Source organism: Neoaquamicrobium sediminum (assembly GCF_040970315.1).
Taxonomy (GTDB): domain Bacteria; phylum Pseudomonadota; class Alphaproteobacteria; order Rhizobiales; family Rhizobiaceae; genus Aerobium; species Aerobium sediminum.
Map to the genome: position 1 here is coordinate 64,803 of NZ_JAZHFV010000004.1, position 21,067 is coordinate 85,869.

Annotated in this window: 17 protein-coding genes; 5 read left to right on the top strand and 12 right to left on the bottom strand. The window is 63.6% G+C overall.

The features are described from left to right. Nucleotides 1-141: 141 nt before the first annotated feature. A complete protein-coding gene (locus V1479_RS13450) occupies nucleotides 142-1,317 on the top strand; it encodes an MFS transporter (protein ID WP_368803345.1) in 1,176 nt (391 codons plus the stop codon). 20 nt (nucleotides 1,318-1,337) lie between these two features. Here the strand turns inward: V1479_RS13450 and V1479_RS13455 are convergent, their stop codons facing one another. The 6 genes from V1479_RS13455 to V1479_RS13480 form a co-directional block, all read right to left on the bottom strand. Then, nucleotides 1,338-1,496, bottom strand: coding sequence for a DUF3309 family protein (locus V1479_RS13455; protein WP_173194683.1), 159 nt, complete (start codon nucleotides 1,494-1,496; stop codon nucleotides 1,338-1,340). A 111-nt stretch (nucleotides 1,497-1,607) separates the two neighbouring features. Further along, complete coding sequence (locus V1479_RS13460; protein WP_368803346.1) at nucleotides 1,608-4,787, bottom strand: efflux RND transporter permease subunit; 3,180 nt, start codon at nucleotides 4,785-4,787, stop codon at nucleotides 1,608-1,610. 4 nt (nucleotides 4,788-4,791) lie between these two features. Next, the gene (locus tag V1479_RS13465; RefSeq protein ID WP_173194682.1) at nucleotides 4,792-5,931 is read right to left on the bottom strand and encodes an efflux RND transporter periplasmic adaptor subunit; all 1,140 of its coding nucleotides are present in this window, start codon (nucleotides 5,929-5,931) and stop codon (nucleotides 4,792-4,794) included. Nucleotides 5,932-6,258: 327 nt separating this feature from the next. Beyond that, nucleotides 6,259-6,861, bottom strand: a complete 603-nt coding sequence (locus V1479_RS13470) for a hypothetical protein (RefSeq protein ID WP_368803347.1) — start codon at nucleotides 6,859-6,861, stop codon at nucleotides 6,259-6,261. After that, a complete protein-coding gene (locus tag V1479_RS13475) occupies nucleotides 6,858-9,134 on the bottom strand; it encodes a xanthine dehydrogenase family protein molybdopterin-binding subunit (RefSeq protein WP_368803348.1) in 2,277 nt (758 codons plus the stop codon). Before V1479_RS13475 ends, V1479_RS13470 begins: the two co-directional genes overlap by 4 nt. A gap of 2 nt (nucleotides 9,135-9,136) precedes the next feature. Beyond that, complete coding sequence (locus V1479_RS13480) at nucleotides 9,137-9,595, bottom strand: (2Fe-2S)-binding protein (RefSeq protein ID WP_368803349.1); 459 nt, start codon at nucleotides 9,593-9,595, stop codon at nucleotides 9,137-9,139. Between the two features lie 76 nt (nucleotides 9,596-9,671). Here V1479_RS13480 and V1479_RS13485 point away from each other — a divergent pair, with 76 nt between their 5' ends. Then, nucleotides 9,672-10,286, top strand: a complete 615-nt coding sequence (locus V1479_RS13485) for a TetR/AcrR family transcriptional regulator (protein ID WP_368803350.1) — start codon at nucleotides 9,672-9,674, stop codon at nucleotides 10,284-10,286. Here the strand turns inward: V1479_RS13485 and V1479_RS13490 are convergent. Next, nucleotides 10,261-11,427: a patatin-like phospholipase family protein gene (locus V1479_RS13490; protein ID WP_368803351.1), complete on the bottom strand. Its 1,167-nt coding sequence runs from the start codon at nucleotides 11,425-11,427 to the stop codon at nucleotides 10,261-10,263. The two genes, V1479_RS13485 and V1479_RS13490, sit on opposite strands and share 26 nt — an antisense overlap. A 45-nt stretch (nucleotides 11,428-11,472) precedes the next feature. Continuing rightward, complete coding sequence (locus V1479_RS13495; protein ID WP_173194678.1) at nucleotides 11,473-12,255, bottom strand: 3-hydroxybutyrate dehydrogenase; 783 nt, start codon at nucleotides 12,253-12,255, stop codon at nucleotides 11,473-11,475. A gap of 178 nt (nucleotides 12,256-12,433) precedes the next feature. On the opposite strand from V1479_RS13495, the gene ispG reads away from it, so the two are divergent. Then, nucleotides 12,434-13,687, top strand: coding sequence for a flavodoxin-dependent (E)-4-hydroxy-3-methylbut-2-enyl-diphosphate synthase (gene ispG, locus V1479_RS13500; protein WP_368803352.1), 1,254 nt, complete (start codon nucleotides 12,434-12,436; stop codon nucleotides 13,685-13,687). 10 nt (nucleotides 13,688-13,697) lie between these two features. On the opposite strand, the gene V1479_RS13505 is transcribed toward ispG, so the two are convergent. Further along, nucleotides 13,698-16,208 carry a response regulator gene (locus tag V1479_RS13505; protein ID WP_368803353.1) on the bottom strand — a complete coding sequence of 837 codons (2,511 nt, stop codon included), beginning with the start codon at nucleotides 16,206-16,208 and terminating at the stop codon, nucleotides 13,698-13,700. A gap of 112 nt (nucleotides 16,209-16,320) precedes the next feature. After that, complete coding sequence (locus V1479_RS13510; RefSeq protein ID WP_438620527.1) at nucleotides 16,321-17,232, bottom strand: polyprenyl synthetase family protein; 912 nt, start codon at nucleotides 17,230-17,232, stop codon at nucleotides 16,321-16,323. Between the two features lie 113 nt (nucleotides 17,233-17,345). On the opposite strand from V1479_RS13510, the gene mtgA reads away from it, so the two are divergent. Together mtgA and rpmF are read left to right on the top strand one after the other, a co-directional pair. After that, a complete protein-coding gene (gene mtgA / locus V1479_RS13515; RefSeq protein ID WP_438620528.1) occupies nucleotides 17,346-18,104 on the top strand; it encodes a monofunctional biosynthetic peptidoglycan transglycosylase in 759 nt (252 codons plus the stop codon). Nucleotides 18,105-18,251: 147 nt separating this feature from the next. Beyond that, nucleotides 18,252-18,434, top strand: coding sequence for a 50S ribosomal protein L32 (gene rpmF / locus V1479_RS13520; protein ID WP_047147461.1), 183 nt, complete (start codon nucleotides 18,252-18,254; stop codon nucleotides 18,432-18,434). A gap of 68 nt (nucleotides 18,435-18,502) precedes the next feature. Here rpmF and V1479_RS13525 read toward each other — a convergent pair whose 3' ends face one another. Then, complete coding sequence (locus V1479_RS13525) at nucleotides 18,503-20,143, bottom strand: acyl-CoA synthetase (protein ID WP_368803355.1); 1,641 nt, start codon at nucleotides 20,141-20,143, stop codon at nucleotides 18,503-18,505. Nucleotides 20,144-20,191: 48 nt separating this feature from the next. Further along, nucleotides 20,192-20,968 carry a sulfite exporter TauE/SafE family protein gene (locus V1479_RS13530; protein WP_368803643.1) on the bottom strand — a complete coding sequence of 259 codons (777 nt, stop codon included), beginning with the start codon at nucleotides 20,966-20,968 and terminating at the stop codon, nucleotides 20,192-20,194. Between the last annotated feature and the right edge of the window lie 99 nt (nucleotides 20,969-21,067).

Here is a 21,067-nt window from a genome sequence, read left to right on the forward strand (position 1 = left end):
GCGTTTGGTCGGCTTTGTGGCAATCCGCTTTTCCACAAGCCGCCTGCTGCATTCTGGTCCAATCTTTCTGTGCCTACATGGCCTTGACTGTCGATTAAATCGATTTAGTTTCGCCTGCGATTGATCAGGATGCGGAAATCAATGACGACGGATACGAAACTTGCCGCCCGGCGCGGCCGCCTTGCGGTTGCTGCGATGTTTTTCGCCAATGGATTTATCATCGGTAGCTGGGCACCGCAGATTCCGCTGGTGCTCTCGCGCCTCGGCATCACCGAGACGACGCTGGGTCTGTTGATCCTCGTGTTCGGGCTGGGGGCGCTGGTTGCGATGCCCTGGTGCGGCTATCTGATGGCTCGGCACGGCTCGCGCGCGATCCTGCGGGTGTTTGCGGTACTGTCTTCTTTCGCGCTTTTGTTGGTGGCTCTGGCCAACAACCTCTGGCTGATAGCGCCCGCCATGTTCTTCCTTGGCGGCGTGATCGGCGCAATGGATGTGGCCATGAACACCAATGCCGTCGTGGTCGAGAAGCGCCTCGGCCGCGCGGTCATGTCGTCTTCGCACGGCTTCTGGAGCCTCGGCGGCTTTGCGGGCGGGGCGAGCGGCGGGCTCATCATCCAGTCCGTTGGCCACCTCCCGCATGCCGGTATGGTCACGGTCGTGGTGTTTGCCATCGTGGCCGTGGCAATCGGCATGCTGGTCGAGGGCGAGCGGCCGGCAGCGCAGGAGCATGCGCGCTTTTCATGGCCTTCGAATCCGCTGGTCTATCTTGTCGGCTTCATGGCGCTGTTCTCGATGATCCCGGAAGGGGCTGTGCTGGACTGGGCCGCCCTCTACCTTCAGCAGGAGATGGGCAGCGACATTGCGACGGCAGGGTTCGCGTTTGCCGCGTTCTCGGCGACGATGGCTGCTATGCGGTTCCTGGGAGACGGTGTCCGCAACCGCTTCGGCGCCGTTGCCACGTTGCGGGTCTCGGCCCTCATTGCTGCTGCGGGGATGCTGGTCGCGGGACTGGCGCCGCATGCATGGCTTGCGATTGCGGCTTTCGCGTTCTCGGGGCTCGGCATTGCCAACATGGTGCCGATCGCCTTCTCGGCGGCCGGAAACCAGGATGGCATCGAATCCGGCACCGGCATGAGCGTGGTTACCACAATGGGCTATTCGGGCATTCTGGTTGCGCCCTCGGCGATCGGCTTTCTGGGCGAACGCGTCGGCTTTGCCATCATATTCGTCGCGCTGTCGGGGCTGCTGGTGGTGGTGAGCCTCATGGCGGGGCTTGCCCGCTCGGCGGACTTCGTGGCTCACCAGCCCGCCGAGTAGGTACTGTCACGTGGGCAGGGTCAAATCCTGCCCATCAACACCAGGATCAACACGACTACCAGCACGACGCCGAGAATGCCGGACGGGCCATAGCCCCAACCGCGCGAGTGCGGCCACGCCGGCACAGCGCCGAGCAGGATCAGTATCAGGATGATGATGAGAATTGTGCCGAGCGACATGATGGTCCCCTTCGCATAGTGGCGTGAAACACGACATAAATGCTGCTTGGAGGGGATTGGTTCCCGGCAGGACGGTCGGCGCCCCCGGAATGATCCGGAGGCGCCGTTTCCTTATTCGGCTGCCTTGGGGTAGGCCACGCCTTCATCGTTGGCGATCGCAGGCTTACCGTCGACATCCTTCGTCTCGACCGTGCCGCCTTTGCCGCGCCTGAACAGGCGCGACAGCAGGCTGCGGTGGCCTTCCGGCCGCTTGTCGCGGGTGAACACCATCAGTGCCGAGGGCGTCACGACGAGCGTCAGCACGGTCGCGAAGGCGAGGCCGTAGACAATGGCGCTCGACAGAGAAATCCACCACTGCGTCGACGGCGCGTTGATCGTCGTTTCATGGTGGAACAGTTCCAGCCCCAGACCGAAGGCGATCGGCAGCACGCCCATGATCGCCGAGACGGCGGTCAGAACCACAGGGCGCGCACGTTCGCGGCAGGTCTGCAGCACCGCGTCCATCTTCGACCAGCCTTCATCGCGAAGACGGTCATAGGTGTCGATGAGAACGATGTTGTTGTTCACCACCACGCCAGCGAGCGCGATGACGCCGATACCCGACATCACGATGCCGAAGGTCTGGCCGGTCAGCAGCAGCCCGAGGAACACGCCGATGGTGGACATGACCACCGTCATCAGAACCAGGAACACGCTGGTGAACTTGTTGAACTGCGCCAGTAGCACGATGAAGATCAGGAAGATCGCCGCGCCGAAGGCGTTTGCGAGGAACGCACTGGCCTCGTCGCTCTCCTGGCTGGAGCCGGCGAGTTTCCAGTTCGTGCCGGCGAGTTCCATGCCGCCGACAGCCTCGGCCACCTGTGCCTGGACTTCGGCTACCTGGAAGCCATGGCCGACATTGGCCTGCACCACGATCGTGCGCTGGCCGTCGATACGCGACAGGATGCCGGTGCGGGGCTCGGCGACACGCGAGACGAAATTCGAGATCGGCACCGACCCCTGCGCCGTCTCGACGCGAAGCTGGTCCAGCGTCGACAGCGTGCGGCGATCCTCGGGCAGGCGCAGGCGAATATCCACCGCATCGTCGGCCCCGGCGGGGCGATAGTCGGTCAGCTTGAGACCAGTGGTCACGAGCTGGACGACCGTACCGACGGAGGACGGGCTGATGCCGTATTGGGCGGCCTTGGTGCGGTCGACTTCCAGTGCCCAGTCGACGCCGGGTGGCGGCAGTCCGTCCGAGATGTCGATGACGCCGGGCACCTGGGCGATCTTTGCGGCCACCTCACGCGCATGGTCATTGAGGCTCTGGGGATCGGTAGCCGACAGGCGAACCTGAATGGGCTTGCCGGTTGGCGGGCCCGCATCGGGCACGCGCACCTCAACGTCGACGCCGGGAATGCCAGCCATCGCTACGCGCAGGTCATCGAGAATGGCGTTCGCGGACTTGCGTTCGCGCCAGTCGACGAACTCGTACTGGATGACGCCGACGACATCCTCGGGGATGTCCTGACCGCCGCCCTGCGTCTTGCCGACGCGGGTATAGACGGATTCGATGCCCGGCCAGCCAAGCAGACGGCTTTCGGCCTCGCTCGTCGCGGCGTCCATCTCTGCCAGCGAGAGATTGCCGCGGGCGTGCACATAAAGCAGGCCGTAGTCGGGCTCCACGCTCGGGAAGAATTCCACGCCGGCGCCGTATTGCGAATAGGAGTAGAAGACACCGGCGAGCAGGCCCACCGTCAGGACTAGAACGGTGACCGGGAAACGCACTGCCTGCTTGACGATCGCCATGTACCAGCCGTCGCGATGCGAGCCTTCCGGCTCGACATGCGCCTTGGCGAACATGGCCCCGAGCGTCGGGGTAAAGACCAGCGCATAGAGCATCGAGGCCGCGAGCGTGACGATCAGTGTGATCGGCATGTACTTCATGAAGTCGCCGACGATGCCGGGCCAGAACAGCAGCGGCGAGAAGGCCGCGATACGGGTCATGGTTGCGGCAATGACCGGGCCGGCCATGCGCTTGGCCGCCAGCTCGAACGCCTGCTCGCGCGGCATGCCTTCCGACATCCGCCTTTCCGCGAACTCGGTGACGATGATCGCGTCGTCCACCAGCATGCCCACGGCAAGGATAAGACTGAACAGCACGATCATGTTGATCGTGTAGCCCATCATCGCCAGCGCCAGGATGCCCATCAGGAATGAGGACGGGATTGCAAGGCCGATCAGCATCGAGGAGCGGCCGGACAGCGAGTAAAGAATGATGATGAAGACCAGGATGACCGCGATGAGCACGTGGTTCTGGAGGTCGTTCAGGAGCTGGTTGACGAAGACCGATTTGTCCTGGGTGTAGGTGACGGTCATACCTTCCGGCAACTCGGCTGCAAACTGATCCGCGAGCGCCTTCGCGCCATTGATCGTATCGACGATGTTGGCGCCCGTGCGCTTCTTGACTTCGATCGCGATCGCCGGCGCGCCGTTGATGCGCGTGATCGTCTCGGCGTCCTTGTAGGTCGAGCGGATGGTGGCGAGATCCTGCGCCCGCACCACAGCATTGGGGCCGGCGACGATCGGCAGGTTGGCGACGTCTTCGACCGTCTCGATCAGCGAGGGCACCTTGACGGCAAACTTGCCCTCGTTGCCCTCGAGAGCGCCGGCTGCCACAAGGCTGTTGGAGGCCCCGATTGACTGGATCATCTGGTCGAGGCGCAAGCCGTAGGAAGAAAGCTTCATCGGGTCGATCACGACCTCGACGAGATCGTCGCGCGCGCCCTGCAGCGAGGCTTCCAGCACGCCCGGAATTTCTTCCATACGGTCGCGCAGCTCGCGCGCTGCTCTCGTCAGCACGCGCTCGGGCACATGGCCGGAAAGCGTGACGACCAGAACCGGAAATTCGGAAACGTTGACCTCGTGAACCGTCGGCTCGTCCGCGCCCTGAGGAATGTCACCCCGGGCGTCGTCGACCTTGCTGCGGGTGTCGTCGAGCGCCGTCTTCAGGTCGGTCGAAGGGTCGAATTCAAGCAGCACAAAGCCGCCGCCCTGATAGGCGGAGGAGCGCATTTCCTTGACGCCCTTGATCGTCTTGAGCTTGGTCTCGACAGGCCGCAGCAGCAGGCGCTCCGAATCTTCCGGAGAAATGCCCTGGTAGGTCAGGCTCACATAAATGATCGGGATCGCAACGTCAGGCTCGGCTTCCTTTGGCACCGACTGGTAGGCGAGAGCGCCAGCGATGACCAGAAACAGAAGGACCGAGAGGGTCAGTCTTGCGTTGCGTATGGCAAGTTTGACGATGTCCATGAGCTCATTGCGTCCCGCCGGTCGCTTCGCTGACCAGCTTGTTGATCATCTCTTTGTCGGCTTCGACGGGGTTCACGACATCGCCTTCGGTGACCAGTTCCTGGCCTTCAACGATTACCCGTGCATCTGCGGGGATGCCGCCGAGGACCAGGCCTTTGGGCGTGTCGTCGACCAGATCGATCGGGTAGAACACCACTTCGTTGTCGCCATTGACAGCGCGAATGCCGAGGTCGCCCGTATTGCTGAGCGTAACGACCGAACGCGGCAGGATCGTTGCTGAGACCGGGTCGGCGCGCAACGTGACCTCGGCGGTCATGCCGGCCGGCACCTTGCGGTCCGCATTCGGCACGGCAACCTCGACGCGGAATGTGCGGGTGGCGGCGGTCGCATCGCGGCTGATGTAGCGGATTTCGCCTTCGACCGTCATGCCGTTGACGAGGCGAACCTCGGCTTTGTCGCCGGTTTCGACGTAAGCGAGGTCGCGTTCGGAAACTTCTCCGCGAGCCAGGATAGGATCGAGGTTGATGATGGTGGCGACCTGCGCGCCCTGGCTGACCGAACTGCCAAGCTCGACGTCGACCTTGTCGATGATGCCTGCAAACGGTGCCCGCAGCGTGTTGCGGTCAAGTTCGGCCTGCGCCATCTCGAGCTGCGAGCGGGCGGAAGCGAGCGCGGACATCGCGTTGTCGAGCTGAAGCTTGGGCATGCTACCCGTCTTGGCCAAGCGGCTGGCCGCGTCGGCCTCGGCTTCGCGCTGGGCGAGCAACTGGCGTGCTGTTTCGACCGAGGCTTCCTTGCCTTCGGCTTCAAGCTTGGCGATCAGGTCGCCCTTCTCGACACGCGAGCCTTGGCGGATCGGCAGGTCTTCGATGACACCGGCCGCACGCGTGGCAAGCACGGCCCGCTTGTCCGCGTCGGTGGTTCCCGACAGACGGATCGCACGCGAATGGTCGACGCGCGGCGGCTGAACCACCGCGACTGTGCGCGGCGGCGTCTGCTCTTCCTGGGTTTCTGCGGGCGTTGGCGCAGCGGCTTCTTCGTCTGCGGCGCTGCCGACCGACGAGAATTCGCCCGTTGCCACCCAAGCGGCGGTTGCGATGAGAACGGCGACCGCCGCTACCTTGTGGAACTTGATCTTTGGCATGTTCTTCGAAATCCAGCGAGCGATGCCCCAGTGGGTCGCGTACCCCTACGGAAGGCGTCGATATGGGGGTGCGTCGTTTCCCATTCAATCCGGCGGTCCGCAATCAATGCGAAAAGCACGGGGTTCTACCTCAATTTTGCGGTGCAACATAGTCAGAACTTGTGATCTTCCGATCACTCCTGACAATGGGTTGTCAGCCTTCGCCGCGAAGGACGTTTGACGAACCGGCAACCCGACAGCATCCGTTCAATATTGTATTCGGCTCATCACCACCGGCTGTCGCCGGCATTGCAACCTGACCTTGAGGCGACATAAAATAAAGACAATTCAAGGACATGGGGCTCCCGCAGCCTCCCATGCGAGAATTGCCTCATAGGTTTCCTCCGCGCTGCCCGGAGCGGGTTCCCGTCCGGGGCCAGGGTCCCAGCCCCAGGCAACCAACGCGTCGTCGCGAACATGCGTGGCAACCTCCTGAAGGGAACGATCGCCGTTTCGCGCCGGGTCCTTGATCTGCTCGCAGATTTCGGCCGAAGTCTTGCCGAACCACACCATCTCCGCCGGCGCCAGATGCCAGTTCTCGGCACCCGGCGGGCCGTGCAGGACCTGCGAATTGGTCTCGAAATGGCAGGTCGAGCAGCGCAGGCCTGCATTGCCGAAACCGGATCCATCGTCGCCGCGCTGCACGTTGAAGGCGTGGAAACGCGTTCCGCCGTAATGAGGGCCCGACCAGCGTGGATGCTCGTCCTCGACATGGCAGTTGGCACACCGCGGATGCGAGAAAACTGCGTTAACCTTCTCCCACTCCGCAAGCCCGCGCTCACGGTCGACGACGGGTTCTGCCTGCTGGGTGGTTTGCGCGGAGGCGCTCATCAAAAGCGCTGGCGCAAACAAGGAAACAAGTGCAGCCAGGATGGTGGGTCTCGAAGTCATGCGAAGGCAACCTCCTTGCCGAGCGGGAGGGAGCGTATGCGCTTGCCGGTCAATGCGAAGATTGCATTTGCCAGCGCGGGAGCGGCGGGTGGCGTGCCGACTTCGCCGACGCCGCCCATCTTGTGGAAGTTCTGGAGGATCGCGACCTCGAACGCCGGAGCCTGATGCATGCGCACGGCGTCGAAATCGTGGAAATTCGACTGGTCGACCTTGCCGTCCGTGAAGGTCAACTCCTGGCCCATGGCCGCTGAAAGGCCGAAGACGGCGCCGGACGTCATCTGTGTCTCGATGATGCCGGGGTCGAGCGCCGTGCCGACATCCACGGCGATCCACATCTTTTCCAGCTTGATGCCCGCCGGGGTGTCGGCGATCTGGACAACCTGTCCGCACCAGCTTCCAAACGAAAGGGTGAAGGCGAAGCCTCTTGCCTTGCCTTCAGGCAGAGGTTCGCCCCAGCCCGACATTTCCGCGACCTTGTCTACGACGGCGACGGCCGCCGGAAAGTCGGCCATGAGCTTTCGCCTCATCTCCACCGGATCGATGCCGCCGGCATGGGCGATCTCGTCCATGAAAGCCTCGTGGAAGAAGCCGTTGACCGAGTTGCCCACCGAGCGCCAGAAGCTGACTGGGATGGTCAGCGGCACCTGGATCTCCGACACCCGGTAATTGGGGATCGTGTAGGGCTGATTGCGCGACCCGTCGGTGATCGCAGGATCGGAACCGCCAGCCGGCAGGGACGGAAACAGCCGCGACGTAAGCGATGCCATCATGTTCTGCGCGGCGATGCGCATATCGACCGCAACCGGCAGGCCGTCGTCGCCGATGCGCGCCCGGAAAAGGCCAGCCGAGGCAGGGCGATAGACCCCGCGTCGCATATCTTCCTCACGGGTCCAAGTCACTTGCACCGGGCGTCCATCAGTCTCTTTGGCGAGGATCGTCGCATAGAGCGCGTAATCCAGTTCGCCGCGCCGCCCGAACGCACCGCCCATCGATGTGGTGTGGACGTTGGTGCGCTCGCCCGGCACGCCAGCGATGTCCGAGCAAAACCAGCGAACGAGCACCGGCATCTGGTTCGGCGCCCAGACATCAAGCACGCCATCTTTCAGGCGCGCGGTGCAGTTCATCGGCTCCATCGGCGCATGCGCCAGGTAGGGAACCGAATATTCGGCCTCGATGACGCGCTCGGGTGGCGCGTCGGCGAAGGCGACATCCACATCCCCATCGTCCCTCATCGCGGCCGCGTCGCCGGAGCGCGCGGCATCGGCGATCATTGCGACGATGGCGTCATGAGTGGCGGGATAGGCGGGTTCGCCCCATTCGACATCGATCGCTTCCGCAGCCTTGAAGGCAGCCCAGGTGTTCTCCGCGATGACGCCGAAGCCGCTGCCATAGGTCGATTCGATCGGCACGATCTTGACCACTCCCGGCATGGCTTCCGCCGCCGTGAGGTCTGATCGAATGGGCTTCGCGCCGAAGACCGGACTCATGCGCACCGTCGCGAACAGCATATCGGGTTCGCGGATATCGATGCCGAAAATCGGGGCGCCGGTGACCTTGTCGAGCATGTCGACGCGCGGCTGCGGCTTGCCGAGCAGTTTCCACTGCGCGGGCTCCCTCAGGCGCACCTCGGAAGGAGGCGACAGCTCTGCGGCGTCCGTCGCCACGCTTCCATAGGTGAGGCTGCGGCCAGAGGCCTCGTGCACGATGGTGCCGTTTTCGGTCTCGAGTTCTGTGGCTGCAACGCCCAGACGCGCGGCGGCTGCGTCGATCAGCATCGTTCGCGCGGCAGCGCCGGCCTGGCGCATCCTGTCGAAGCCGTCGCGCGCAGCGGTCGAGCCGCCGGTTGCCTGCAGACCCAGCATCTTGCCTGCGCCGCCCATCATCCCGCGCACTGTCTCGGCGGTAAAGCTGTCGTCCCAGAAATTGAAGCCGCCGCCTTCTTCAAGCAGCGCCGCATTGTAATAGGCGTAAGACGCAGGGCCGTGCTCGACCCTGACGCGGTCCAGCGTCACGTCGAGCTCTTCCGCGACGAAGGCCGCCAGCGTCGTCGAGATGCCCTGGCCCATTTCGGCGCGCGGCGCGATGACGGTGATGGTCTCGTCGGTGCCGATTTTCACGTACGGGTTGAACGTGACTTCGCCCTCGGCGAGGCCGTCTTCAAGCGGGTTGGGGTAGGGCTTGCGGTAGTAGTAATAGCCGACGGCGATGCCGCCGGCCGCGACCGCTGCCAGCCCGAGAAAGGTTCGCCGGGTGATCGTTCCGAGACGCGACATGGTCAGGCCTCCGTCCCGTTGCCGGCAGCGCGCTTGATGGCGGCCCGTATCCTGGGATAAGTGCCGCAGCGGCAAAGATTGCCGGCCATGGCCTTGTCGATGTCTTCGTCGGTGGGGTCGGGTATCTCTTCGAGCAGCGCCACCGCGGTCATGATCTGTCCTGCCTGGCAATAGCCGCACTGCGCGACCTGCTCGTCCAGCCAGGCCTGCTGAACCCGGTGAAGCGCCCCGTCGCGGGCAAGCCCCTCAATCGTCGTGACCCGGCCCGTGACGTCGCCCACCGGCAATACGCAGGACCGGACGGGAGCGCCGTCGATGAGAACGGTACACGCGCCGCAGGCCGCGATACCGCAGCCGAATTTCGGACCGAGGACGCCCGCGACATCGCGCAGGGCCCACAGGAGTGGCATCTGGGGATCGACCTGGATATCGATCTGCCGACCGTCGACTTCGAGTTGCATGGGAATACCTTTGCAGGCCGTCGGGGGTTGATCGCGGACACCTTGACAAATTTTGTTATTTTGTCAAGACAGTCTCATGACCATGGCCTCGCCAACCAGCGACAAACGACTTCAGACCTCAGATGAGCGCCGCGAGCGCATCCTGGAGGGCGCGTTCAAGGTCTTCCTTGCGTATGGCTACGATCGCACCACCATGGACGATATCGCCAGGGCGGCCGAAATCTCCCGGCCGGCACTCTATCTCGTCTTCCGCAACAAGACCGACATCTACAGGGCGCTCGCTTCACAATTCCTGAACGAACTGCTGGCTCGCACGGAAGCGGTGCTGGCAGAGGAAGGCCCGTTGGCGGCCCGGCTGGACCGGATGTGCGAAGGTGTCTTCTACTGCATGATGCGCGAGATAGAGGAGACGCCGCACGGGCCCGAACTCCTCGACGTCAAGAATCACCTTGCCGGCGATGTGATGACCGAATGGCGGGGACGACTGGACGCGGTCCTGGCGCAGGTCATCGAGACCGAGGCGCTCAAGAATGGCGTCGACCTGGAAGCCAAGGGTTTTTCCGCTCAAACCCTCGCGACGATGCTGAACGACGCGATGGAAGGTATGAAGGCCCGCATTGCCGATCCCAAGGAGCATATGGAACGCGGCAAGCTCTATCTGAAGGTTATCGGCGCGGTTCTGAATCCGTAGGCTCGCCGCGCGGGCGGTGATGGTTTGCCGACGGCGGCCGCTTGCGGGTGGCCAGAAAATCGCGCACGCGGGCGCCGGTCGTCTTGCGTGGCCGCGCTGCAAGGCCCGGAGCGAGTTCCCCGGAAATGTCGAGCGAGGCGCGCTCGCCGACATCGTCGTAGCTCTCCGCCAGCCAGTCGTCGGCGGCCGATCGGCCGAGATCGCGCAGATATTCAAGGAAAGCCCATTCGGCGTTGACCTTCGACGAGGCGGAGAGATCCTTGAACGCCTCGTCGGCGTCGATCCTGTGCATGCGGATCTGCCGATACTGGCCACGCTCAAGCTGGCCGCTCTCGATCAGTTCGTTGACGAAGGCGATGGCACGGAATTCGCGCAGCATCGCCGCGTTGAAGGTGATCTCGTCGATGCGGTTCTGGATTTCGCGGGCGGAGCGGGGGGCGCCCTCGCGTTCCACCGGGTTGATCTGTACCAGCAGCACGTCCTCGACCGGTGTCGCGTAGAAGAACGGATAGAGCGCGGGATTGCCGCCATAGCCGCCGTCCCAATAAGGCGTGCCGTCGATCTCGACCGCCTGGAATATTTGCGGCAGGCAGGCCGAGGCCATCACCGTGTCGAGTGTGATCTCACCCGTCTCGAACACGCGCAACTGGCCTGTCTCGACATTGGTGGCCGAGATGAACAGTTTCGGCCCCGTGCAGCGGCGCACAAGATCGAAGTCGATTTCTGCGCGGACCACATCGCGCAGCGGATTGTGGTTGAACGGATTGGCGCTGTATGGCGAGAAAATCCGCGAGAAGGCGTCGAACCACAGATAGCCCGGCGTGTTCTCGACCGACCAGTTGCCCCACAGCACGTCCCACGGCATCCGGCGAACGGGGCTGAAGCGGCCTTGCCGGGCAACCGCGCGCCAGAAGTCGTGAAGCTTTTCACGCGCGCCCTCGGCTCCATTGGTGGCCCAGCCATGCGCCAGCGCCACCGCGTTCATTGCGCCCGCGCTGGTGCCGGATATGGCGGCAATGTCCAGCCGCGCGTCTTCAAGCAGGCGATCAAGCACACCCCAGGTAAAGGCGCCGTGCGAACCGCCACCCTGCAGCGCTATGTTGACCGGTTTTTTGTCGGCCGATGTCGCGTCCGCGTTCATGTCGTGCTCCATGCCTCCCGGTCGCCTCCCGAAAGGTTGGAGATCCTATTGCGCCGTCCAGCCGCCATCGACTGAGAGCGTCGTGCCCGTGATCTGCGCCGCATCGTCGGAGCACAAAAAGGCCGTCGAGGCGGCGATCTGCTCGACGGTCGCGAACTGCTTCGACGGCTGCTTGGCAAGGATAACGTCGCGGATGGTGGTCTCGCGGTCGAGGCCCGTCTCTTTCGCGCGGTCCTCGATCTGCGTTTCGACGAGCGGCGTGAGCACGAAGCCGGGGCATACGGCGTTGCTGGTCACACCCTGACCTGCCAACTCGAGCGCGATGGTCTTGGTAAGCCCCACCACGCCGTGCTTGGCCGCGACATAGGCAGACTTGTTCGGTGAGGCCCGTAGCCCATGCGCCGATGCAATGTTCACGATGCGGCCCCAGCCGGACGCTTTCATGTGGGGGATCGCTGCCGCCGCAGTGTGGAAGGCCGAGCTCAGATTGATGGCGATGATGGCATCCCAGCGTTCCGCAGGGAACTCGTCGACGGGGGCCACGAACTGGATGCCCGCATTGTTGACGAGAATATCGACCGTGCCGAAGCGCGAGACCGTCTTCTCGACCAGCATGCGGCAGTCGTCAGGCTTCGACATGTCCGCCTTGATGTAGACGGCTTCGGCGCCATGGCGCTCCGCCACGCCGGCGGCTATCGCATGGTCTTCCTGGCTGTCGGAATAGGAATTGATGACGACGGCACAGCCCTTGGCTGCCAGCGCCTCGGCTATGGCCAATCCGATGCCTGAGGTCGATCCCGTCACGATTGCCGTTTTTCCGGTCAGCATGGCTCTTCCTTCGCGTTTCCATTTCCCTTGCTGCAGATATATTGCAGCGCAGCATAAAATCCAACCGCACTCGCTCTTTGCGGCTGCGTCGCCTTTGTCATGTCAGATTTGGCGGATTGTGCTAGACGGGATCAAGGCATAGATATCGCCGCGAACAGGCGACAACGAGTTCGACCCGATGCAGCAATTCCTCGACCGCCCCCTTGCACGACGCCGTTCGGTCGGTGTCGCCGTCGGCGATGTCATCGTGGGAGGCGACGCCCCGGTCGTCGTTCAGTCGATGACCAATACCGACACGGCCGATATTGACGCGACCGTGGCCCAGGTGGCAGCACTCCACCGCGCCGGCTCCGAGATCGTGCGGATCACGGTGGATCGCGACGAGGCCGCTGCCGCCGTGCCCCGCATACGGGATCGCCTGGCGCGGCTCGGCTGCCACGTGCCGCTCGTCGGCGACTTCCACTATATCGGGCACAAGCTGCTGGCCGACCACCCGGATTGCGCCGAAGCGCTGGCCAAGTACCGGATCAATCCGGGCAATGTCGGCTTCAAGGAGAAGAAGGACCGGCAGTTCGGCGCCATCGTCGAGACCGCCATCCGCTACGACAAGCCGGTGCGCATTGGCGTCAACTGGGGCTCGCTCGACCAGGAGCTGCTGACGCGCCTCATGGACCAGAACCAGGCTCAGGGTTCGCCCATGACGGCGATCGAGGTGATGCGCGAGGCGATCGTGCAGTCGGCGCTGATTTCGGCGACGATGGCCGAGGAGATTGGCCTGCCGCGCGACAAGATCATCCTGTCGGCCAAGGTGAGCCAGGTTCAGGACCTTATCGCCGTCTACGTGGAGCTTGCCAAGCGTTCCGATCATGCGCTGCATCTGGGTCTCACGGAAGCGGGCATGGGCACCAAGGGCGTGGTCGCATCGTCGGCCGCCATGGGCATCCTGCTGCAGCAGGGCATCGGCGACACGATCCGCATCTCGCTGACGCCGGAACCCGGCGGCGACCGTACGCGCGAGGTTCAGGTCGCTCAGGAACTTCTTCAGACCATGGGCTTCCGCCAGTTCGTGCCGATCGTGGCGGCTTGTCCCGGTTGCGGCCGCACGACGTCGACGGTGTTCCAGGAGCTGGCCGCTACCATCCAGGATGATCTCCGGCGCAACATGCCGGTCTGGCGCGAGAAATATCCGGGCGTCGAGGAACTAAAGGTCGCCGTGATGGGATGCATCGTCAACGGCCCGGGCGAGTCCAAGCATGCCGACATCGGCATATCCCTGCCCGGCACGGGCGAGACGCCTTCGGCGCCCGTCTTCATCGATGGTCAGAAAGCCGCGACGCTGCGCGGCCCGCAGATCGCCGACGATTTCCAAAAGATGGTCGCGGAGTACATCGAGCAGCGCTTCGGCGCCGGCGGAAGGCAGGCGGCGGAGTAGGGCAGCCGGTCTAGGCGCTCAACGCTACCGCATCACTGCCGATCCATGCGTTGATCTTGGCGGCGAGCTTGTTGGGCGAAACCGGCTTGGACAGGTAGTCGTCCATGCCCGCTTCGATGCACATCTCACGGTCGTCCTTCAGCGCATGGGCGGTGACGCCGATGATCGGCGTACGGGTGCCCATGCCGACTTCCGCGCGGCGGATCGCGGCTGCCGCCTCCAGCCCGTTCATCTCCGGCATCGACACGTCCATGAGGATGAGGCGCGGCTTCAATGTGCGGTGCATCTCCACGGCCGTGCGTCCGTTGGAAGCGATCCTGTAGGCAAGGCCGAGGCCATCGAGGATCTGGCTGAAGACGAGCTGGTTCACCTCGTTGTCCTCGGCGACGAGAATGTCTAGCGGCCGGCAGCCGCCGGATCGAACGGAAGCAATCGGCCGATCGGGATTGCGGACGACCGGCTTGGGCGCGAAATTGTGGACAGCTTTAGGGCTGGCGGCAAGGCGGTCGCGTTTCGGCATCGCCTTTGCCTTCTGCATGATGGTGACGAGGGTCTCCAGCAGGGCGGAAGCGCGCGCTGGCTTGTTCAGATGCGCCGAAATCCCGGACTCTATCGTCAGGTGCCCGGTGATCGCCTGATCCACGGAAGTCAGGAGCAGGACAGGAATATCCCATGTCGCCGGATTCGCGGCGATCCTGCGGGCAACCTCAAGCCCGTTGATGCCGGGCATCTGATAGTCGAGAATGATGCAGTCGACACGAGCGCCGAGCTGTGTGGCGCGATCGAGGAACGCGAGGCCGACTTCGCCGTTTTCGGCGGCTGCGCAGTCGAAATGCCAGCTTCTGAGCTGCTCCAGAAGAATATCTCTGTTGACGCGGTTGTCGTCGATGACGAGCACGCGTGCCCCGGAAACATCGACTGGGACCGGCAGCGTCGGTTCAAGATCGGCGTGAACCGGCAGCGGGACCGTAAACCAGAAGGTCGAACCTTTGCCGAAGTCGCTCGAGACGCCCATCTCGCCGCCCATCAATTCGACAAGCCGCGAGGCGATGGCCAGCCCGAGACCGGTTCCTTCATGCCGGCGGGTGGACGAAGCGTCGACCTGGCTGAACTTCTCGAACACTTTGGCCAGCATGTCGTCGGGAATGCCGATGCCGGTATCCTCTACGCGGACGGTAACGTAGGCGGTGTCGCTTTCGACGTGACCGCTTACATCGACCAGCACGTGACCCTTCTCGGTGAACTTGACGCCGTTGCCGACAAGGTTCGTGACAATCTGGCGGATCCGTCCGACGTCGCCGACGACGCATCCCGGCAGGTCGGGATCGACCCGAACGATGAGTTCGAGATCCTTTTCGGCAACGCGCGTCGAGACTAGGGTTGCGACATCTTCAATCGCCTCGCCAAGACGGAATGGCGCAGGGTCGAGGCTAAGCTGTCCCGCGTCGATCTTCGAGAAGTCGAGAATGTCATTGATAATCGTCAGCAGTGCATTGCCGGACTTGAGGATCACATCGGCGAAGGTTTTCTGCCGGCTGTCCAGATCGGTGCGCACCAGCAATTCGGCCATGCCAAGCACGCCGTTCATCGGCGTCCTGATTTCGTGGCTCATATTGGCCAGGAATTCCGACTTGGCCCGGTCTGCCGATTCCGCTTTGATGCGGGCGGCTTCCATCGAGGCGTTCGCCTCGCGCAAATCGTCGTGCGCCTTGGCGATGTTGCGCATCATCGGCACGAAGACCCACAGGGTCGTGCCGACGCTGACCAGAAAGATCACCCCGGCCACTGCGTAGAGGATTTTTTCCAGCCAGCCGTAGCCCTTGATGGTGTCTGCGCGCAGTTCGGCGGTGATGCTGTCCAGATTTGGCCGGACACGCTCGCTGGCGATCGTCTGCATCTGGGTGAATACGCGCTGGGCGGCAGGCAGCGAATAGTCCGCGAAGAGATCGAGACGGTTCGCGAGCGTAACGACTTCAAGCACGTCCTGTTTGAGGGAGTCGGATTGACCTCCACCGTTCCAAAGCCGGATGATCGATTCCGGCGCCGTCAGGCCTTCGATCTCCGCAAGGACCGGCTTGAGATCGGCCTGATCACGAATGGGAGTGTCGAGCTGCGATTCGCCCACGGCGATTTCCGTGCCCGCAGCGCGTCCGAATGCCCTGTATGCCAGATCGAGACGGTCGATGGCCCCGTGAAGTTTGCCTTGCACGTCTGCCATGGCGGCACTGCCACCGGCGGCGGGGCGCGCTTGGGTGGAGGGAGGCAGTCCTACGTCGCCATTTCCGAGTTCTACGGAAACCGATCGTCGCGCCTTCTGGGCTGCGAGTTCAGACTTCAGGCGGGTCTGGTCCAGCATCAGCGCGTAATAAATGACCTCGCCGGTGGCCTCGCTCATTTCGCCGAGAACGGCGCCGAATTTGGCGCTGGTCTTGGCCTCGCCTGCCTGCCAGTTGATCAGCGCGGCGCCGATGCCGACAGCAAGCAGGAAGCCGGTCATGATGAAGATCAGACGGCCGCGCATATAAGCGCGTGTTACAGCAAACGACATTGACCCCGAAGACCCGTTACCCGACACACATCGCTCAAAATCGAGCAATCCGATTAAAGCGCTGTTAATCGAGGGAGTTTGGGCTTCAGAACGAACGCAGCGCGATGAATTGTGCGGCCTGACGCAGTGTCGCAGCGCGCTCGCCGAATGGTTCAAGCAACGCGTTTGCCTGGTCCACCAGTCCGGAAAGCTGTTGGCGCGTCCAATCGATGCCATGCAGGGCGACGAGCGTTGCCTTGCCAGCCTCGGCATCCTTGCCCGCTGCCTTGCCAAGTGCGGTGGCATCCGACGTGGCGTCCAGCAGGTCGTCTGCAAGCTGGAATGCAAGGCCGATCGCCTGTCCGAATTCAGCGAGCCGTTGCCGCTCCGGCTCCGCTGCCGCGCCGATAATCGCGCCTGCCTCGCAGGCAAAGCGTATCAGCGCGCCGGTCTTCATCGCCTGAAGCTTGATGATGCCCTGTTCGTCGGGTTTCTCGCGCTCCGCCTGCAGGTCGAGGGCCTGGCCTCCAGCCATGCCGCCCATGCCGGCTGCACGCGCAAGCAGGAGCACGAGCCGTGCGCGCGTTTCGGCGGGCAGCTCGGTCTCCTCGTCGGCAACGATGTCGAAGGCGTAGGTGAGCAGGCTGTCGCCGGCGAGAATCGCGGTTGCTTCGTCGAACGCCCGATGAACGGTCGGACGGCCGCGGCGGAGGTCATCATCGTCCATCGCCGGCAGGTCGTCATGGATCAGCGAATAGCAGTGAACGCATTCCAGCGCGGCAGCCACGCGCAGGGCCGCAAGCCCGTCGGAATCGAACAAGGCGGCGCTTTCCATCAGAAGGAACGGGCGCAGGCGCTTGCCGCCGCCCAGCACGCCGTGCCTGATGGCCTGCATCAGTTCCTCTGGCCGTGCAATCTCGCCCTCGCGAGGTTTGGAGGTCAAAAGCGCCTGCAGGCACTGCTCGACATTCCGTGCCCTATCGGCGAGCGCCATCTCGAAATCAGCGGGGGCGGTCATCTGTTCCATGGCGCGAGGCATGGGGGCAAATACAGCCCGCGTCAAGCGCTCCGCGGCGTTGCGCATTGCCCTTTGCGTCTGTATTCGGGAAAGATGAAGTGCGAGGCGCAAGGGTGGACAAGCCGACCACAGAGCCGGTTGTCGAGATCGAGCCGGAGATGAGGCGGAAACGCTGGAAGGGCGGGCGACAGCGCAGCCGGCTGAGCGTCTGGCTGCGCCGCGTTGTGCTTTTTGTCGTGGTGCTGGGCCTGCTGCCGGCGCTGCTGACGTTCGCCTATCTGCCGCCGGCCGTGCACCCGCTGTCAACGCTGATGATTAAGGACATCGTCACGCTGCAAGGATACGATCGACGCTGGACGCCTATCGATGAGATCGGCGACAGGCTCGTCCACTCGGTCATGATGTCGGAAGATGGACAGTTCTGCTCGCATGACGGTGTCGACCTCGCCGAGTTCAAGGTACTGCTTGAAGAGACGCTCGCCGGCGAGACGACGCGCGGCGGCTCGACCATTACGATGCAGACGGTCAAGAATCTCTATCTCTGGCACGGCCGATCCTACCTGCGCAAAGCGATCGAGCTGCCTTATTCGATCTACCTCGACATCGTGATGCCCAAGCGGCGGATCATGGAAATCTACCTCAACATCGCCGAATGGGGGCCGGGCATCTACGGGGCCGAAGCCGCCGCACAATACCATTTCGGCAAGTCGAGCAGCGAACTGACGTCGCGACAGGCCGCACTGCTGGCGGTGACGCTTCCAAGCCCGCTCACGCGTACGCCGGGCAAGCCGGGGGCGGGTCTGGAACGGCTCGCGCGCACCATCGAGCGGCGGGCCGGCCACGCAGGCGGCTACAATCAGTGCCTGCGTTAACGCGGCGCGCAAAAATTTGCGCGCCGGTGCTGGTCAAATCCGGCGCGTGAGTGTATAGGCACGCAACTTTCCTGGTTCTCGGCCGCGATGCGAGGCCCTTTTGTCGAGGGCGGCAGCGGCCGTTTGACCGAACACCGGAGCAGGACAATGGCTGTACCAAAAAGAAAGACCTCGCCGTCGAAGCGCGGCATGCGTCGCTCCGCCGACGCGCTCAAGGCCCCGACCTATGTCGAGGACAAGAATTCCGGCGAACTGCGCCGCCCGCACCACATCGACCTGAAGACCGGCATGTATCGCGGCCGTCAGGTGCTGGAGCCGAAGGAAGGCTGAGCGAAAGCTAGCCAATACACGGATTGAAAGGACCGGCCTCGCGCCGGTCTTTTTCGTTTCGGGCTGATCTATAGTTCCTTCGCCATCTCGCGCAGGCGGAACTTCTGGATCTTACCGGTCGAGGTCTTGGGGATTTCCGCGAAGATCACCGTGCGCGGGCATTTGAAGCGGGCAAGCAGCGCGCGGCAGTGTGCGATGATTTCCTCTTCGGTCGCGGTCCGGCCAGGCTTCAATTCCACATAGGCGACGGGTGTCTCACCCCATTTGTCGTCCGCGCGCGCCACAACGCCGCAGGACGCCACCGCCGGGTGCTTGTAGAGTGCATCCTCCACCTCGATGGACGAGATGTTCTCTCCGCCCGAGATGATGATGTCCTTGGACCGGTCCTTGAGCTGGACGTAGCCGTCGGGATGCATCACGCCGAGATCGCCAGAGTGGAACCAGCCGCCGGCGAAGGCTTCGTCGCTGGCTGCCTTGTTCTTCAAGTAGCCCTTCATGACGATGTTGCCGCGGAACATGACTTCGCCGATTGTCGTTCCGTCGGCGGGCGTTTCTTCCATCGTCTCCGGGTCCATGACGGTCAGGCCCTCGAGCGCAGCATAGCGCACGCCCTGGCGTGCCTTCCTGGCCGTGCGCGCGTCCTTGTCGAGCTGGTCCCAGTCGTCGTGCCATTCGTTGACGACGGCCGGGCCATAGGTCTCGGTCAGTCCGTAGAGATGCGTGACGGCGAAGCCGGCGTCGGCCATGCCGGACAGCACTGCTTCCGGCGGTGGTGCGGCCGCGGTGTTGAAGGTGACGGTCTGCGAGAAATCCCGCTTCTCGACGTCAGCCGCGTTGATCAGCGTCGACATGACGACCGGCGCGCCACACAGGTGTGTCACGCCATGGTCGGCGATGGCGTCGTACATGGCTCTGGCGCGGACCCAGCGCAGGCAGACATGGGTTCCGCCGGTGACTGCCAGCGTCCACGGAAAGCACCACCCGTTGCAGTGAAACATTGGCAGGGTCCACAGATAAACCGGATGCCTGCCCATGCCTGCATGGATCGTGTTGGCATATGCCATCAGCGCCGCGCCGCGATGGTGGTAGACGACACCCTTGGGATTTCCGGTGGTGCCCGACGTGTAGTTCAGCGCGATCGCATCCCATTCGTCGTCCGGCATCGCCCAGGCGAAGTCTTCGTCGCCGGATGACAGGAAAGCCTCGTAGTCGCTGTCGCCGATGCGCTCGCCCTTCGGATACGGTGCATCGTCGCCGTAGTCGGGATCGTCATAATCGATGACAAGCGGCTTGACCGTCGCCAGTGCAAGCGCCTCCTTCATCACGCCGGAAAATTCCCGGTCGACGATCAGTACCTTGGTTTCCGCATGGTCGAGCTGGAAAGCGATGATCGCCGCATCGAGCCGCGTGTTGAGCGAGTGCAGCACAGCCTTGACCATCGGCACGCCGTGATGCGCCTCCAGCATCGGAGGCGTGTTGGACAGCATGACCGAAACCGTGTCGCCCTTGCCGATGCCCTTGCCTGCAAGCGCGGAGGCCAGCCTGAGCGAACGCCGCCAGAACTCGCGATAGGTGGTGCGCGATGCGCCGTGGACGATGGCGACCTGTTCGGGGAAGACCTTTGCCGCACGCTCCAGATAGGTAAGCGGCGTCAGCGGCTGGTAGTTCGCGGCGTTTTTCTCAAGGCCGAGCGCGTAGGGATTGGTCATGCGGAGCTCCTTCACGCTGCGATTATGCACACGGCGCGGCGGCGGTCATCAGGGTTGCGCCCATATCTCGAAGGCGCCGTCCCACACCAGCTTGGCGCCGACGATCAGCACCATGCCGTACATCAACGGATAGAAGATTTCCGGCTTCATGCGGCGAACGATCCACGCGCCGGCAAGCGTCGCCAGCGGAGCGATGGGCATGAGCACCAGCGAGGCGGTGACATTAGTGGCATCGAACTGGCCGAGGGCGAAATAGGGGATCAGCTTCACCGCATTGACGACGGCGAAGAAGATGACGCTGGTGCCGACGAAAAGTGCGGGCCGCTGGCCGAGCGGCAGGGTATAGACCTGATAGGGCGGGCCGCCTGCATGGGCGACGAAGCTGGTGAAGCCGCTGACGATGCCCCAAAAGCCCGCCCGCGCGGGACTGTGATCCGTCGGCCGCTCGACGGTCGCCATCCCCTGCGTTGCCCAGCGGGCGAAGAACGCGATCGCGACGAGCCCGACGATAAGCCGTACGGCGCCGGTGGTCACCACCGCCGCCGTCAGCCAACCAAGCCCGATGCCGAGCATGGCCGCCGGCAGCATCAGCTTCAGCGTCACGGGGTCTCGTTCGCCGCGCCACGTCCACAGCGACACGACGTCCATGACGACGAGGATCGGCAGCAGGATCGCCGCAGCCTGGACGGGGGACACCACCAGAGCCATCAGCGGCACGCCGATCAGCGCCATCGCGCCGCCCAGTCCGCCCTTCGACAGGCCGACGAGCACCACCGCCGGAATGGCGGCAGCATAGAACCATGGATCGGAAAGCAGCGGGACCATTGCGGGCGGGAACAAGCCTTTCGCCGCAAGCCATAGCCGCTGCAACTGGCTTTGGCGAGGCCCAGCATGCGCCAAAAGAAAAGGCGGCCGCGAATGCGA

Bases quoted from the DNA above. Each gene is read 5' to 3' on its own strand.
- V1479_RS13525 (WP_368803355.1), bottom strand. From the start codon at position 20,143: ATGACCAATCCCTACGCGCTCGGCCTTGAGAAAAACGCCGCGAACTAC.
- V1479_RS13510 (WP_438620527.1), bottom strand. From the start codon at position 17,232: ATGACCGCCCCCGCTGATTTCGAGATGGCGCTCGCCGATAGGGCACGG.
- V1479_RS13505 (WP_368803353.1), bottom strand. From the start codon at position 16,208: ATGCGCGGCCGTCTGATCTTCATCATGACCGGCTTCCTGCTTGCTGTC.
- V1479_RS13490 (WP_368803351.1), bottom strand. From the start codon at position 11,427: ATGAACGCGGACGCGACATCGGCCGACAAAAAACCGGTCAACATAGCG.
- V1479_RS13455 (WP_173194683.1), bottom strand. From the start codon at position 1,496: ATGTCGCTCGGCACAATTCTCATCATCATCCTGATACTGATCCTGCTC.
- V1479_RS13495 (WP_173194678.1), bottom strand. From the start codon at position 12,255: ATGCTGACCGGAAAAACGGCAATCGTGACGGGATCGACCTCAGGCATC.
- V1479_RS13470 (WP_368803347.1), bottom strand. From the start codon at position 6,861: ATGACTTCGAGACCCACCATCCTGGCTGCACTTGTTTCCTTGTTTGCG.
- V1479_RS13480 (WP_368803349.1), bottom strand. From the start codon at position 9,595: ATGCAACTCGAAGTCGACGGTCGGCAGATCGATATCCAGGTCGATCCC.
- ispG (WP_368803352.1), top strand. From the start codon at position 12,434: ATGCAGCAATTCCTCGACCGCCCCCTTGCACGACGCCGTTCGGTCGGT.
- rpmF (WP_047147461.1), top strand. From the start codon at position 18,252: ATGGCTGTACCAAAAAGAAAGACCTCGCCGTCGAAGCGCGGCATGCGT.
- V1479_RS13485 (WP_368803350.1), top strand. From the start codon at position 9,672: ATGACCATGGCCTCGCCAACCAGCGACAAACGACTTCAGACCTCAGAT.
- V1479_RS13465 (WP_173194682.1), bottom strand. From the start codon at position 5,931: ATGCCAAAGATCAAGTTCCACAAGGTAGCGGCGGTCGCCGTTCTCATC.
- V1479_RS13475 (WP_368803348.1), bottom strand. From the start codon at position 9,134: ATGTCGCGTCTCGGAACGATCACCCGGCGAACCTTTCTCGGGCTGGCA.
- V1479_RS13530 (WP_368803643.1), bottom strand. From the start codon at position 20,968: ATGGTCCCGCTGCTTTCCGATCCATGGTTCTATGCTGCCGCCATTCCG.
- V1479_RS13460 (WP_368803346.1), bottom strand. From the start codon at position 4,787: ATGGACATCGTCAAACTTGCCATACGCAACGCAAGACTGACCCTCTCG.
- V1479_RS13450 (WP_368803345.1), top strand. From the start codon at position 142: ATGACGACGGATACGAAACTTGCCGCCCGGCGCGGCCGCCTTGCGGTT.